Annotated in this window: 12 protein-coding genes, 2 pseudogenes and 1 riboswitch; of the genes and pseudogenes, 5 read left to right on the top strand and 9 right to left on the bottom strand. The window is 23.5% G+C overall.

Features of this window, described 5'->3' with window-relative positions; translation table 4 throughout:
- Positions 1 to 42 precede the first annotated feature (42 nt).
- The 3 genes from thyA to SPIRDC1_RS07045 are packed head-to-tail and all read left to right on the top strand — an operon-like array spanning position 43 to position 2,143.
- Entirely contained in the window at positions 43 to 912 is an 870-nt protein-coding gene (gene thyA, locus SPIRDC1_RS07035) for a thymidylate synthase (protein WP_174481178.1), read from the top strand.
- Positions 912 to 1,403 (top strand): dihydrofolate reductase, encoded by a 492-nt coding sequence (locus SPIRDC1_RS07040; RefSeq protein WP_174481179.1) that lies wholly within the window; start codon positions 912 to 914, stop codon positions 1,401 to 1,403. Before thyA ends, SPIRDC1_RS07040 begins: the two co-directional genes overlap by 1 nt.
- 2 nt (positions 1,404 to 1,405) lie before the next feature.
- The gene (locus SPIRDC1_RS07045) at positions 1,406 to 2,143 is read left to right on the top strand and encodes a lysophospholipid acyltransferase family protein (protein ID WP_233215008.1); all 738 of its coding nucleotides are present in this window, start codon (positions 1,406 to 1,408) and stop codon (positions 2,141 to 2,143) included.
- A 44-nt stretch (positions 2,144 to 2,187) separates the two neighbouring features.
- On the opposite strand, the gene SPIRDC1_RS07050 is transcribed toward SPIRDC1_RS07045, so the two are convergent.
- Complete coding sequence (locus SPIRDC1_RS07050) at positions 2,188 to 3,264, bottom strand: sulfite exporter TauE/SafE family protein (RefSeq protein WP_174481180.1); 1,077 nt, start codon at positions 3,262 to 3,264, stop codon at positions 2,188 to 2,190.
- A gap of 497 nt (positions 3,265 to 3,761) precedes the next feature.
- Positions 3,762 to 4,619 (bottom strand): annotated as a pseudogene (locus SPIRDC1_RS07055) (Mbov_0401 family ICE element transposase-like protein); the annotation flags it as partial.
- Between the two features lie 217 nt (positions 4,620 to 4,836).
- Between SPIRDC1_RS07055 and SPIRDC1_RS07060 the strand changes: the two are divergent.
- The gene (locus SPIRDC1_RS07060; protein ID WP_174479940.1) at positions 4,837 to 6,075 is read left to right on the top strand and encodes an IS256 family transposase; all 1,239 of its coding nucleotides are present in this window, start codon (positions 4,837 to 4,839) and stop codon (positions 6,073 to 6,075) included.
- Positions 6,076 to 6,220: 145 nt separating this feature from the next.
- On the opposite strand, the gene SPIRDC1_RS07065 is transcribed toward SPIRDC1_RS07060, so the two are convergent.
- A complete protein-coding gene (locus tag SPIRDC1_RS07065; RefSeq protein WP_174481182.1) occupies positions 6,221 to 7,201 on the bottom strand; it encodes an energy-coupled thiamine transporter ThiT in 981 nt (326 codons plus the stop codon).
- A 127-nt stretch (positions 7,202 to 7,328) separates the two neighbouring features.
- A riboswitch (TPP riboswitch) is annotated at positions 7,329 to 7,416 on the bottom strand.
- Between the two features lie 201 nt (positions 7,417 to 7,617).
- On the opposite strand from SPIRDC1_RS07065, the gene SPIRDC1_RS07070 reads away from it, so the two are divergent.
- On the top strand, positions 7,618 to 7,977 hold the full coding sequence (locus tag SPIRDC1_RS07070) for a hypothetical protein (RefSeq protein ID WP_174481183.1): 360 nt from the start codon (positions 7,618 to 7,620) through the stop codon (positions 7,975 to 7,977).
- Positions 7,978 to 8,363: 386 nt separating this feature from the next.
- Here the strand turns inward: SPIRDC1_RS07070 and SPIRDC1_RS10540 are convergent.
- From SPIRDC1_RS10540 to mgtA, 6 genes and pseudogenes are all read right to left on the bottom strand, one after another.
- Positions 8,364 to 8,898, bottom strand: a pseudogene (locus SPIRDC1_RS10540) (transposase); the annotation flags it as partial.
- Between the two features lie 142 nt (positions 8,899 to 9,040).
- Positions 9,041 to 9,601 (bottom strand): hypothetical protein, encoded by a 561-nt coding sequence (locus SPIRDC1_RS07085; protein ID WP_174481186.1) that lies wholly within the window; start codon positions 9,599 to 9,601, stop codon positions 9,041 to 9,043.
- Positions 9,573 to 11,072 carry an AAA family ATPase gene (locus SPIRDC1_RS07090; RefSeq protein WP_174481187.1) on the bottom strand — a complete coding sequence of 500 codons (1,500 nt, stop codon included), beginning with the start codon at positions 11,070 to 11,072 and terminating at the stop codon, positions 9,573 to 9,575. The genes SPIRDC1_RS07085 and SPIRDC1_RS07090 overlap by 29 nt, the downstream gene beginning before the upstream one ends.
- A 110-nt stretch (positions 11,073 to 11,182) precedes the next feature.
- Entirely contained in the window at positions 11,183 to 11,605 is a 423-nt protein-coding gene (locus SPIRDC1_RS07095) for a hypothetical protein (RefSeq protein WP_174481188.1), read from the bottom strand.
- Between the two features lie 217 nt (positions 11,606 to 11,822).
- On the bottom strand, positions 11,823 to 13,409 hold the full coding sequence (locus SPIRDC1_RS07100; RefSeq protein WP_174481189.1) for an ankyrin repeat domain-containing protein: 1,587 nt from the start codon (positions 13,407 to 13,409) through the stop codon (positions 11,823 to 11,825).
- A gap of 146 nt (positions 13,410 to 13,555) precedes the next feature.
- The gene (gene mgtA / locus SPIRDC1_RS07105) at positions 13,556 to 16,279 is read right to left on the bottom strand and encodes a magnesium-translocating P-type ATPase (RefSeq protein ID WP_199188871.1); all 2,724 of its coding nucleotides are present in this window, start codon (positions 16,277 to 16,279) and stop codon (positions 13,556 to 13,558) included.
- Between the last annotated feature and the right edge of the window lie 153 nt (positions 16,280 to 16,432).

A 16,432-nucleotide genomic window follows, 5' to 3' on the forward strand; every position in this document is an offset into this window, starting at 1 on the left:
ACTTGATTTGATTTAATTTGATTTATGAAAGAGGTAATGATTATGAAACAATATTTAGATTTATGTCAATATGTTTTAGAAAAAGGATATAAAAAAGCTGATAGAACAGGCACTGGTACTGTTTCTACTTTTGGTTATCAAATGCGTTTTGATTTACAAAAAGGTTTTCCCATATTAACTACAAAAAAAGTTCATTTTGCTTCTATTGTTTATGAGTTATTATGATTTATTGCTGGTGATACTAATATTGAATATTTAGTTAAAAATAATGTTAGAATTTGAAATGAGTGACCTTATAAGAAGTTTATGGAAAGTAAAAAATATCAAAATGAAACTTTAGAAGAATTTGTTGAAAAAATTAAAACTGATCATCAATTTGCTCTTGAATTTGGTGATTTAGGACCTGTTTATGGTAGACAATGACGTAATTTTAATGGTGTTGATCAATTGCAGGAGTTAATAGAAAATTTAAAAAACAATCCTTTTTCACGAAGACACATTTTATCAGCATGAAATCCTGCAGAAATTAAAAATATGGCACTACCACCATGTCATACTTTAATTCAATTTTACGTTTCTGATGATAAAAAATTATCTTGCCAATTATATCAACGTAGTGCAGATATTTTTTTAGGAGTTCCTTTTAATATTGCTTCTTATGCATTACTAACAATAATGTTAGCACAAATATGTGGTTATCAGTTAGGAGAATTTATTCATACTTTAGGTGATGCTCATATTTATAGTAATCATTTTTCACAAATTAATGAACAATTAAGTAGAAAACCAAAATCATTGCCAATTTTAGTTATTAATAAAAATATTACTAATTTATTTAATTTTAAATTTGAAGATTTTAAATTAGAACAATATGATCCATATCCGTTGATTAGAGGTCAGGTTGCAGTATAATGGTAATTTTAGTTTGAGCAATGACCAAAGAAAAGGTAATTGGTTTTAATAATAAATTGCCCTGAAAAATTAAAGAAGAAATGCAATATTTTCAGAGCATTACTTTAAATAAAAATGTATTAATGGGTTCAAAAACTTTTGAAAGTATTGGCAAACCACTAAAAAATCGTTACAATATAGTTGTTACTAATCATCAAGAACGTTATCAACAATTTCTAAATGATAATAATATTATTTTCACAAATGATATTATTTCATATTTAAAACAATATCAAGGTAATAAAAAAAGAGATATTTGTATTATTGGTGGTGCTGAAATTTATAAGCAGGCATGAGATTATGCTGATTATTTATATGTTTCAGTCATTAAAAATTTATATAATGGTGATCTTTTATTTCCTGTTAGTAATTTTTCTGATTTTAAATTAATCAAAACAACAGAATTTGCAGAATTTGTAGCGAATGTGTATCAAAGAAAGGAAAAAAAATAATAATGAACATTTGAAAAGCAATTTTAACTTGACCTTATTTATTACAAACTTATAGTAAATCAGGTTCAATGACAAGAAAGGTATTAAAAGACCCAAGTTTAGTTTCTGAAGCAAAACGATATATTTGATTGAAAAAACGTGTGCGTTATATTAAGTGATTATATAATATTAAATTAACCGTTCATAACATTGAAAATTGACCAAAAAGAAAAGGTTGTGTAATGGTTGCCAATCATCAATCAAATTTTGATCCATTATTAGTATTATCGGTAAATGATTATAGTTTATATGCACCTTTAGGTTTTATTGCAAAAGAAGAATTAAAAAAAAGCCATTTGGCACGAAGATTTATTTTTTTAATTGATGTTTTATTTATTGATCGTAATAATCCACGCACAGCCATTACGACTTTTCAAGAAGCAAAGGAATTAGTTAGAATTCCGCGTACAATGATGATTTTTCCAGAAGGAACAAGAAGTCATCAACAAGAAATGCAAGAATTTAAAGCAGGTGCTTTTAATATGGCATATCAATCTTATGTACCAATTATTCCTGTTACTATTATTAATTCTTATCAAATTTTTGATCGAAAATATAAAGGCAAAAAAGATATTCATCTTATTTTTCATAAGGCAATTGAACCAAGTGAATTTATTAAATTATCTACTGATGTATTATCAAAGCAAGTATTTAATATTATTAAAAAAGGAATTGATGATTTTAGCAATAATAAAATTTAAGTAGTCATAATAAAAGGTTGTTAGTTAACAACCTTTTATTATGTTTAAGAGTCAATAATTAATTTCTGATGTGATTTTTGTTTTTTATAATTACGTAAATTTTTTACTGATGTAATTATTAGTGAAGAAGATGTATATCAAATTATTACGATAATTAATCATAGTAGGATATTAATAAATTGTTCTTTATTTAAGCCAAGACCATTTTGTAATAATAAAAATACACTTAAGTAAGCACAAATAACACCAATTGATCCACCTAGTGTGAAAGCAATTGCTGGTTTAATTTCATAGTTTTTATCTTTAATAAAACGTGTACCAGCAACTGGCATTAAAAAAGCTGCAGATCCCATCATAATTGGAAAAGCACATTCAGCGTTAAGACCTAATAAATAAGTAGTTGCCATTGCTGGAGCATAAATACCAATGCCTAATGCCATGAAAGCACCAAGGATAAAGAATATACTAATACCAACCAAATACTTTCATCAAATATCAAGACTATTATTATTACCCGCTGTTGGCATAATTCCAATTTGTTTTTGACCTAAAAGCATGATAATTGAAACAATAAATAATAGAACACCAATAAATAATTGTGATCAACTAAGTTTAATTTTATTTGCGATAATGGCGCCTAAATAGGCACCTAATGTTGCAGCAGAAATTAATGAAACTAGTGTTGGTCATGCTACTTGAATTAAAGCAATAAAAATAATTGCTTCTAAGCAAGTAGGAATACTATGACCAACATTCATAATTCCTAAAATTTTTTTATCATTACGTACTTGTTTTGTTAATTTTAATAAAATAATACTTACTGCAAATGAACCAATACCAATTGTGTCACAAAAATCAGCAATAAAACCAATTATTCCTAGTTTTCAAAATCGTTGTTTAAAATTATCTTCAAAATTATGGGTATGTTCTTTATCAAATTGTGAATAACTATTTTTTATAAGATATCATGTAAAAATTGCTACTATTATTAACAAAATAGTAATAAAAATAATAGCGACAATTGAGGGTTTTCAAATATTTGTTAAAAATAAACTAAGTAATAATACAAATAAAGAAATAGGAATTATTAATAAACTATAGTATATTGTTTTTTTATTCATATTTTTGTTCTTTTTTCTTTTAAATTTATTTTTGTGTTATTTAGAATTTTATCATGAAAAAATACAAAAAAATATTATTATTTTTTAATTTTTATATGTCTATTTTTTACTAAAATTATATTTTTAATGATTGGAAATAGTTTAAAACTATTTATTATTTTTTAACACTTTATTTATTAAAAAAAATAATAAATTAAATGGGAGCGTACCGATGTTGTCAATAATATTCAAATTTGTCTTAAAATTATAAAGTTAGACGAGAATAATTTTGACTTCAATATGCAATTGTAAATTAATCTTAACACTTAGAAAATATTAGTCAACAATAATACTTACTTTTATAAGTCAAAAATTCTTATTAAAGAAAACTTTAATAAGTTTTTAATATGTTATAATGTAATAAAGTCCTTTAAGATAAACCGTATACCGTTATGCTTACTAAGCGTATGTAAAGTACGTGGTCTCTTAGGCAAATCCCTTAATTAGGGATTTTTATTTTATAATAATTGTACTGCTGTGTTTATTTGATAGCATTTAAAATTAACCATTTTTGTATACATATCAATGTTATAAGTTCTATCACCAATCATATGCTTTAAAATTTGTTTAATATTAGTTTCAGTAAAGCAAACAATGTTTTCAACTAATGCTTGGTTTAATACACCATCTTTTGCATTAATAAAATAACCAACTTTTAATTTTTTATATTGTAAAGTTAATGATTGTAAAAAATCAATTAATTCATAATATTCACCTTTGGCAAATAAATTTATTGCATTTTGATAGTGTAATTTAGAAATTTGATTTTTTCTTCTTCCAGCCATGATACCAAGAAATAAAACATGAAAAGCATGAAATTTATCTAAAATAAATTTGGCATTTAAAATTGTAGCAGTTTTTCTAATTCATTTTGCACTGTCTCCACAAACTATTAAATTTGCTTGGTCAAAGTTTTCAAAAAATAAATTACCATATTTTTCTATTAATTTTGCGGTTTTTTCAGCACCAATTTCTGTTTTTGAAACTCTTATTTTACATACAGCTCTTTTATTAATTAATTTTCCATTTTTTTTACCAGTACACATTACTATTAATCTCATCGAACATTTTTTACAATTTTTAGTATTGTGTTTTTCATTAAACTTAAATTTTCGATGACCATCATCAATATTTACATATAAATTTTGATTTGGTTGTAATGGTATTTTGGGGATATTGGCTTTTGGTAATTCAAACTTTTTATATGTTCTACAAACTGTACTAGTACTTATTAAATCTTCAATAAAAGTATCACAAACATCACGATATTTTTTATCATCAGCAAAATATTTTAAAATTTGTTTAATAACATTTGGTGCAAGCTTGCTACTTAGCCCTTTTTACTAGACCATTAATTTAAAAAAAACTTGAATGTATTCGAAAAACAATTGTGTTATACAATTAACACTAATTTTGACATGAAAGGATTTTTAATAATGGATAAAATTAAACAAATAGCATTAGTAATTAACAANCTATGTTTAATTAATTCTAGTAAATATAATTTATATATCTAGAAAGAGTGAGTTACAGATGGCTAAAAAAGATAATCTTAATAACAATGATCCAATATCAAAAGCAGTAGATTTATTATTAGAAAATACTGAGGATTTAACAACAGTTTTTAAAGAGGGAGGCTTATATAAAGAATTAACTAAACGATTGGTAGAAAAAATGTTGAATTCTGAGATGCAAAATTATTTAGGACACGAAAGAAATCAACGCAGTAATAATGACAATGTTCGTAATGGTACAACATCAAAAAAATTAATAACTCAACAAGGTAAAATTGAAATTGATGTACCAAGAGATCGTAATAGTAATTTTGAACCAGTAATAATCACAAAAAGACAGAGAAGATTTGATGGTTTTGATCAACAAGTTCTTTCACTATATGCAAAAGGTATGACTTTATCAGATATTAGAATGCAGTTGCAAGAGTTATATGATGGCGCAGATATTAGCGAAAGCGTAATTAGTCAAATTACTGATGATGTCATTGATGATGTCAAAGCATGGCAAAATCGTCCATTAGATAGTGTTTATCCAATCATTTATTTTGATTGTATCGTAGTTAAAGTACGTCAGGATAAACGTATTATTAACAAATCAGTTTATATAGCTTTAGGAGTTGATTTAGAAGGTAAAAAAGATGTTTTAGGTTTATGAATTAGTGAAAATGAAGGTGCTAAATTCTGATTAAATAATTTTACAGAAATGAAAAATCGAGGCTTAAATGATATTCTTATTGCTTGTAGTGATAATTTAACAGGCATGTCAGAGGCAATACAATCAGTTTATCCTAAAACTGAACATCAATTATGCATAGTTCATCAAATTAGAAATAGCTTAAAATATGTTTCATACAAACATCGAAAGTCTCTAGTTATCGATTTAAAGCCAATTTATACAGCATGTAGTGAAGAACAAGCAATGCAAGCTTTAGAATCATTTGAAAGTAAATGAAATAAACAATATCCACAAATTGCTAAATCTTGATATAAAAATTGAGAAAATTTAATGGTTTTTATTAGTTATCCAGCAGAAATTAAAAGGGTAATTTATACTACAAATGCTATTGAATCTGTTAATAGCCAATTACGAAAAGTTATTAGAAATAAAAAAGTTTTTCCTAATGATATGGCAGTTTTTAAAATTTTTTACTTAGCAATTGAAAATATCACAAAAAAATGAACATTGCCTATTCAAAATTGAAATACAGCAATTGCTCATTTTATGATAAAATTTGAAGACAGAATTAATCTGAACTAGTACTTTGTAAAACAAAGAAACACAGATTACTAAAAAGCCTCATATCTTCTTTGATTATTTCATCATTTTTCATTATAATCACTCTTTTTATCAATTAATATTATAACGCTATTTAAAAAAAGAAATAGTAATTGGAATTACTATTCTAACGATATCTTTCTACATAGTGACTAACTAAACCACGATAAATAAAAGGTATTGTTAATTGCATAATTGGATAAGTAAACAAAAAAATATGAATAAAATTGTAAACTAATGAGTAAAAAAGAGGATTAAATCCTGATCAAATATTTTTACTTCCATCAGCATTAGTAATTTGTGATCAAATAAAATATCCTACTATTGTTTGTCAAAAATAAATAATTAAACAAACTAAAAAACAATGTAAAAAATAATTAATATAAGTAAAAATTGATTTATCAGCTTTTAAATTAAAACGTAATAATGAAATAATAGCGGGCGTTGTCATTGGCAAAAAATAATCTAATAAATAACTTCAAACACTAATAACATAACCACCACCAATAAATAATAATGATATTAAAGCACTAATCATACCCGTTAATCATCCACCTGCAAAGCCAATAATATAACTAATAATCATTAAAGGTATATATTTAATAGCAATACCGCCGCCGTATGGCATTTTTGGTAATAAATTTTGTTCAATAAAAGCACAAGCAATAGTTACACCAGTAAATAAACCAATAATTGTATAATCAATAACTAATCATCGTTTAATACCAAATGCAAATTTAAAATTAGTTCATCATCTTGTTTTTAAAATGGCAAAAGTTTCTTCTTTTTGTCATTGATAATGTTTAATTAAATTAAAAATTAATGCAATGGGATTGATACTAAAAATTGATAGTAATGTAACAATAACAATATTTTTATGCATATCTTCTATTTTAACTGTTCATGTAATAACAGATAATAAAATTGATGAAATTAATAATAAACAAATAATTAATATTAAATAAATTTTACTGCTATAAAATTGTCAACCAGTAATAGTAGTAACTTTAAAAAAGTGATTAATACTACTAGCAGGTAAAATAATAATAATAACTGTTAATGTTAGAAGAGTAATTAAACTAAAAATGGCTGATGCTTTAATTAACATTCCTACCCCCAGTTTGCTTTTAATTTTATTATAATTGATAGTTGTTAATAGTTGTTCTTTAAACATAATAAAATGATAACTCCTTTAATTTATCTTATCTAACAAAAAAGGAGTTATCATTTTTTAAAATATAAAAAATAAAGTCTCCCTCCGCTAGTACTAACTAGATCAGGTTATAGGGTATTTCTCAGGCAATGCCACCCCTGCTTTATATAATATATGCAAATTAATCCATATTTACTACTATTATAACATTCAAAATATTTTTTTAAATATAAAATAATTTTTTTACGATTTTTAGTTTAAATTAAAATTTGCTCTATTTTTATTTGAAATTTATTTGAAAAAAAATAAAATATATTCACTTCTTAAAAATAAGAAGTTATTGGGAAAAAATAAAAAGGAGTTTTTAAAATATGAAAAAGATATCAACACTAATTGCAACAACAATTTTAGCAACAGCAAGTACAAACAGTTTAAATACCTTATTTATCAATAACACAAATAATAAAATTAAAACAAATATTAAAAATGAAAATAATAATTGAAAAATAAATGAAATTAAATCTTTAACAACTGATAGAAATAGAAATATTTATGCACTTGCTAGTAATACTGTTTATAAATGTTTAGCAGAACAAACAGAGTTCAAACAAATGATAGTACCTAAAGAATTTGCTAATGGTAAATTTATAAAAACTGATAAAGATAAAAATACTTATGTCGCAAGGTGGTTAGCCCTAAATACTGGACCACTTTTGGATAGACAGTTTTAAATTTTTATTTGTGAAATTGGTGGTTTTAGAAATTTAGAATGTATTCTTTCGTAATTATAAAACATAATATATTGGTTTACATCATTTATAGCTTCATTGAGAGAAAAATATTGATTTGAACCTTTAGGTAGTCATTCTTGAGATAAATGAGAAAATCAGTTTTCAGATATTACATTGCCACCAATATCATAAGGGTGTTTTTTGCTTAAAATTATTTGCTTATCAGCAGCTCAATTTGTGATGTCTTGACAATAAAATTCGTTGGCGTTATCTGAGTGTAAAATAACGTTTTTTACTTGGTTTCAAGAGAATTGTTGATTTATTTTTTCAAGTGCAGGAAGGATTAAATCTTGATAGGATTTGTTTGAACATGTATTATAGCTTANTACAATCAAAATAAATGATTGGATAAACACTATCTAATGGACGATTTTGCCATGCTTTGACATCATCAATGACATCATCAGTAATTTGACTAATTACGCTTTCGCTAATATCTGCGCCATCATATAACTCTTGCAACTGCATTCTAATATCTGATAAAGTCATACCTTTTGCATATAGTGAAAGAACTTGTTGATCAAAACCATCAAATCTTCTCTGTCTTTTTGTGATTATTACTGGTTCAAAATTACTATTACGATCTCTTGGTACATCAATTTCAATTTTACCTTGTTGAGTTATTAATTTTTTTGATGTTGTACCATTACGAACATTGTCATTATTACTGCGTTGATTTCTTTCGTGTCCTAAATAATTTTGCATCTCAGAATTCAACATTTTTTCTACCAATCGTTTAGTTAATTCTTTATATAAGCCTCCCTCTTTAAAAACTGTTGTTAAATCCTCAGTATTTTCTAATAATAAATCTACTGCTTTTGATATTGGATCATTGTTATTAAGATTATCTTTTTTAGCCATCTGTAACTCACTCTTTCTAGATATATAAATTATATTTACTAGAATTAATTAAACATAGTTATTTTTGTAAGTCACACAGATTACTAAACATTCCCATTTTATAATCTAATTACGGTGCATTTTTCATTTTAAAATATAAATTTTACTTAACTTCACTAAAGTAGTCATCCATTTTAAAATAATCAATACTATGATCAAAAGTTGATGAATAAATGATTTTAAAATTTAAAGAAATGCGATGTTCTTTATTTAATTCATCAACTTTATTATTTAATTTCTTTTTAATTCTTTTGATATTTCTAATATTACGATCAGTTTCTCTTCTAATATTAAATACAAAAAAACATTTAATTTTGTCAAAAGAAATTTCATGTTTTTTATCAATATTATGTTGAAAACAAATAAAGGTATCAGTAAATTTTTTTGATAAATCATTAATAATGTCTTCATGAAAATGTTTTTGAATTTTAAATTCAATGAATAAAAATTCATTTCTTTTATTATAAGTGATAGCATCAATTGATTTAATACCACGTGAATGACTACAACATAAAAGTTTAAGATTATCACCATCAATTGCATATTCTTCAGAATCTGAAGAACATGTTTTAGAAGCAGTACTATAAGATAACAAACGAAATGTTTTTTTATTTTTTTTATAAATAAATATTAAATTATTTTTTAATGTCTCATTTAAATTCATATTCGTCTAACTCCCTATATGGATAACTTAAAGCTTCATTAATGTGATCTAAACTATTCTCTTCAATTATACAAGAATCAAAATTTTTATCTTTGTTAATAAAATTATATTTAAAATTTAAGTTTTTAAAGTCACGACTTGCTAGTGAAGTTATTGTTTCAAGAATATATGGACTATGTGTTGAAATAATTAATTTAAAATTAATAATTTTAGCAATATTTAATAATAGTTTAGTAAATAAATATTGTCATTCTGGATGAATATAGGCTTCAGGTTCATCAATAATTACTAAGTTACCTTCTTTAAAAAAGTCACTTTTAATCATTTCTTTAAATGATTCAATAATTTTTAATCCACGTGAGGAGTTAGCAAGTTTAATGGTAATACCATTTTTAGTTAAACTACCATTTTCAAAGTTAATTTTATTTTCATTACCAAAATAGTTTTCAAGTTCTTGATTAATTTTTTGTTTAATTAATACTAATTTCAGATTGCTATACTGTTCAATATTTTTTTGAATATTAATTTTATTTTTAAAATCATCTAAGTAGTGACACTTTTTAAATTTGAAAATGTTATTTAATGATAATTTTAATTTTTCACTCTCTAACATATATGATGATTGTTTTTTACTAAGAGTTTCTTCAATAATTAAATTTAAAATTTGGTCAGTATCACTAATATAAGTAGCATCAATTATTGGGTTTTCGATAATATTTTCTAAGTAATTAAACTCATGTTCTAAAGAAAATTTATTATTTTCATTAATATTAATTGTTAAACTTTTGTTATTGTCTAAACTAAGTTTTAAATAACTATCTTTATTATTATATTTTTTATTTCTTAAGTTTTCACCATGAAAGTTTTCACGAAGAATATTAGCCATTAAATATGAAATGATATCAGTATCTTTATTATTAAATAATTCTAAGGTTTGTAAAATATCATTATTAATAATATTAATTATATATTTAATAATTTTAATTTTGTAACTATCTTTATTAGTATCTAATTCAATTCTTTGTAATGTTTTGGTAATTAAATCATCATTTATTTTTAGCAATTGATGATAGTCTGTTAATAAATTAATTCAAAAATTATTAAATTTTTCAATTTTATAGTTAAAATTTGTTATTCATTTTTGCATAAATGTTTTATTATTTAAATTAATATTATTATAAATAGATTCAATTTCTTTAAATAAAGTACTTTCTTTTTCACTACTATTAAAATTTGTCTCAAGAAAATTACTACCAGTATTTTCAATTTGTGTAAAAGTATCTTCAGCAAAATTAAAAAAATTCTTAATTATTTCTGACTTAATATCACTAGTAGCAATTTTCACCATTGCAAAAACTAACCTACTTAAGTAACTTTTACCAGTATCATTAACACCAGCAATAATAGTAATATCGCCAATATTTAAATAAGTATCATTAAAAGGACCAATATTTTTTATTTTTAATTTCATTTATATCACCTATATATCATTTTAAACTATATAAATATAATAACATTTAACATTATTGAAATGTAGAAAAATAATAATAGTAAAAAATAATAAATATAAATTATTAAATTTTAATAAATATAGTAATTGTTAATTATTTCACAATTTTCGATTGCATCTCAAAAATTGTTATTTCTTTTATTTTTTATTTTTAAACAAATATTAGTAAAAATTAATAAAGTAATTACATAAAATAAAGTTGGTACTAAAATTATACAGAAAATAACTCCAATTTGTAATTCTACTCAATTATAATAATTTCCAATATTTTGACTTATATAACATACGTATTTTGGTGAATATTCTAAAATATGATATATGCTAGTTGTAGCTAATATTTGAAATCCATTTCTTTCTATATTTTCAAACTTTAACGTTGTTTCATCACGCATATGAGAATGATAATCACAAAAATCTATGAGAATTAAACCAGAAATTATAAGTAAAATAGTTAAAATAAATAATAATATTGTTATTATTTGTATTTTTTTCATTTCTTTTTATTCCCTTAAATCTAATATAATAAAGAAAATTAATATATATTTTGAAAAATAAAAATATTTTTATTTATACAACGTAACAATATTAACAAATTTAATTAACTTTACAATAATTTTTATCTATTTTTATAAATAATACGGAAACTATTTACTATTATTTTGCAGTTATTTTTATTAAAATATTAATTTTTAAGAAAAGTTTTAGTAGTAGTTATGCAATTGATAACTTTCTTCTTTTTTTGCTATCATTTTTTTCTGTATTTTCTAATTTACGTTTTTCTTTGTTAACTTCTTCTTTTGTTAATCATTCTTTTACTTTATTAAAATCTGTTTTCTTTTCTTCTGATCAATTTGTATCATCTTCATCTAATATTGCATCTAGGTATATCTTAAAAATTGCTTTTTCATTATCAGATAAATTTTGATCAGTTTGATATTTTTTGAAATTATGGATAGCAGTTACTCGTTGTTCTAAAACATCTTTTTGTAATTCATTAAAATTAGGACAATTTGGAAGTTTTTTAATAGATGTTATAATTTTTGAATCAACATATGATAAATCATCTAACATACTATCTACTTCTTCTTTTATCTCATTATCAAAAAGATAATTTTTATTTTTAAAAGGATTACTATCTATTTTGTTAATATCAGTTAATACACTATTAACCAAATAATTAGTAACTTCTTTTAAGTTATATTTAATAGCTAAAGTTCATCAAGTTAATTCTTCACTAGTTATATAATTATTATAATTACATTCATTTGTTATTAAAAAATCAATAATCATCATTTCAATTTGATTTTGATTTCTTGGTAATTGATGTAATCAATCAATTATCATATCTTCAAATTTAAAAGGTTTTTCATTATTTTTATTTTTAATATCAAAATTAATTTCTAAATCACCATGTTCATTTTTTAATAGTAGTGTTCTTATAATTTTTTTATTATTACTTTTAATTGCTCTATGTAATATAGTGTTATTAAACTCATCAATAGGTGTATTAATATCAAAATATTTCCAATTTTCTATTATTTCTAACATATCAAAATTGTTGTTTAGGATTGCTATTTCGTAAGGTATATTACCATTATTATCTATTTGATAAAAATTAGTTTTTTTAGTGATGGCAAAATTAATTCTAAAATCAGTTTTATTACCCTCTTTAGCAATAATATGTAAAAGATTTTGATTTTTATTATTAACACTATTAATATTAAAATGAGAATTATTTTGAAAATCATTAACTAATTCACGAATTTCTTCATTTGTCGGATATGCATCAGCTTTATTAATTTCTTGTATTAATAATTTGCAAAATGGAGTTTCATTTTGCAAATTTACTAAATTGGGATTAACTTGTGAATTATTAATTAGTTGCTTTGCTATATTTTTAAACTCTCCTCCAAGTTTTCAGTCTACAATATATTGTTTCATAATTGCTAAATGTAAGGGTGAATTTCCTTCAATATCTTGTTGATTTAAAAAATTTTTATCATTTTTTTTAAAATTTATTAATCAATTAATAAGTTTTATTTTATTAGTTGTAAATTCTATTAATTCACTTGAAGTTTCTCAACCTTCCTCATGTGGATCATAGTTATATTCATCTTCTATTTCTGCTCCTTCATCTAAATCTAATAAAAAACTATTATGAAGGGCATTTCTATTGTTATTATCTAAACTAATAACTTCCTCATCACTAATGTTTGGATTATTCATAAAATCTTCAATAATAGAAAATTGAATTCTTTTCTTTTGAAATTGATCAATAAGGTAATTTAATGTTAGCATACTTTTATCTGTTCCTATCTATAATATGAAATTCCTGTTACTTTTAATAAAGTAACAGGAATACAAAAACTTTCTTTAGTTTTACATTTATTTGTATCATAATTTTAAAAAAATCCAATACATTTTTCTTAAAATTAAAATTTAGTTTATAATCAGCGTTTATTAACCTTTATATATATCATTTTTAATAATTGACTAGCAATGAAATAAACAATGACAACACCAGCTAAATAAGCATAAAAAATTAAAGGAATTGGTGTTAAACCAATAGTAGCTCCTAATTGTGTATATGGAATACTAATGCCAATAATAGTAATTATAATTGTTGTTAAAAATAGTTGATGAGATGGCATACTTTGAATAAAAGGTACCTTAGAAGTTCGTAATAATTGTACAATTAATGTTTGTGAAATAACTCCTAAAATAAATCATCCAGTATGAAATAATGATTGTTGATATATGCCAGCAGCACTATTAGGATCTACATTAGCAAAATTGGCAAAGATATGTAAACCATATCCTAAAAATAAAAAGGTGGTTATATCAAATATTGAACTTAGCGGTCCATTCCAGAATGCAAAAGGTAAAATACTTTTTGCATTTCATTTTTGTGGTTTTTTAATAAAGTCTTCATCAACCCTATCTCAAGGAATTGCTAATTGAGAAATATCATATAATAAATTTTGTAGTAAAATTTGAATTGCCATCATTGGTAAAAAAGGTAATCAAATTGAAGCAATTAAAATACTTAATGAATTACCAAAATTAGAAGAAATAGTAATTTTAATATATTTTAAAATATTACCAAAAGTATTTCTGCCACTAATCACTCCTTGTTCTAAAACATCTAAATCTTTTTCTAATAAAATAATATCAGATGCTTCTTTGGCAATATCAGTAGCACTATTAACAGATATTCCAACATCAGCGTGATGCAAAGCAACAGCATCATTAATACCATCACCTAAAAAGCCAACAGTGTGATCATTTAATTTTAAAATGTCAATAATTCTTGATTTTTGTAATGGATCCATTTTCGCAAAAATAGTAGTTTTATTTACTAATGCTTGTAAATGTTGATCATCCATATCTTCAATGTCACTACCTAATAAAGGAATTCCTGGCTCTAATCCCACCTTTTTACAAATTGCTTTAGTAACAATTTCATTATCACCAGTCAAAATTTTAACATCAATTCCGTGTTGATTAAGAGTTGTTATTGCTTTAATAGCACTAGGTTTAGGTACATCTAAAAAACCTATATATCCTAATAAAACTAAATTAGATTCATCTTCTATTTTAAAAACTGTTTTGCCAGTGGCAAAATCTTGATAGCCAATTGCAATTACTCGTAAACCATCATTATTTAATTCCGTACTTAATTTTAAAACATTTTCTTTAATTTTATCAGTTAAGGTAATTACTTTCCCCCCAATTTCAACTTTAGTACAAATTTTTAATATTTCTTCTACTGCTCCTTTGCAAATTAAAGTATTATTAATTTTATCTTTTGAAAATACTATTGACATTCGTCTTCTTATAAAATCAAAAGGTATTTCATCAATTTTACGATAGGGCATTTCAACTATTTTATTATGATGAGCTTTAATGTGTTGGACAATTGTTTTATCAATATTATTTTTTAATCCAGTTTGTAAAGAACTATTTAAATATGCCATTTCTAAAACTTTGTTTGATTCAACACCTTCTGGATCTAAGTGTTTAACTAACTCAATTCTATCCTCAGTTAAAGTACCGGTTTTATCAGTGCATAAAACATCCATTGCACCAAAACTTTGAATACTAGTTAAATTTTTAACAATTACTTTTTTATGTGATAATCTAATTGCACCTTTTGCTAAGTTAGCACTAACAATCATTGGTAGCATTTCGGGGGTAATACCAACAGCAACTGATATTGAAAATATTAATGCTGTTAAAATATTATTTTTAGTAATTACATTAACAATAAATATTAATGGTACCATTACACACATAAAACCAATAAGAATGTAGGTAACTTTTTTAATACCTTTACTAAAACTAGTAACAGGACGTTTACTAGTTACTGCACTAGCAATTGATCCAAAATAAGTATTAACGCCTGATGCAATAACAATAGCAATAGCACCGCCCGAAACAATACTAGTACCCATAAAACATATGTTTTCTAATTCTAGGATACTACTTTTTTTATTATCATCTTTAGTATTAATAGCATGTTTTTCAACAGGAAATGTTTCACCAGTTAGTGCTGATTGATTAATAAATAGATCGTTTGAAACTAAAATTCGAACATCAGCAGGAATCATATCACCAGAAGATAAGAAAATAATATCACCTGGTACTAAATTTTCAATTAATACTTCTTTTGTAAAATTGGCAACACTATTTAAAGCATTAAAATCAATTTTTTTATTTTTATTACTAAATCGAAAAACACTGGCTGTTGTTTCAATTAATTGTCGTAATTTTTCTGAAGATTTATAGGAACGATAATCTTGAAAGTAAGATATAAAAACACTCAAAATAATCATTACTAAAACAATAATAGCACTGTACAAATCAACATTTTTATCAGTATTAGTATCAATAATACTGTAACTAATAAAATTATAGATAACTATTATCATTAAAACAATAATAAAAGGATTAAAAATATTGTGCATTAATTTTTTGTATCAAACAAATCGTTTATGAGAAAAAACATTTTTACCACATTTTTTAAGTCTGTCTTCTACTTCTTCCTTTTTTAATCCGTACATACTACCATCTAATTGTTGGATAACTTCTTCTTTCGATAGTTGCGAAAATTGTTTAAACATGGTTGTTGTTTTTTGTTCTATATGCTTCTTTTTAAAAAATTGCATTATCAACCAACCTTTCTTCAAACGTATAATTTAATTGTATACTAAAATCAAAAGAACTTTATTTTAGTGAATAAAGTTCTTAAAACTACCAAATATTTAAGAATAATATTCTTCTATTTTCAATAAATAATTTGTATTATTTTTAAATACAAA

The sequence above is a fragment of the Spiroplasma endosymbiont of Danaus chrysippus genome (assembly GCF_902809815.1).
In the GTDB taxonomy this organism is placed as follows: domain Bacteria; phylum Bacillota_I; class Bacilli_A; order Mycoplasmatales; family VBWQ01; genus Spiroplasma_E.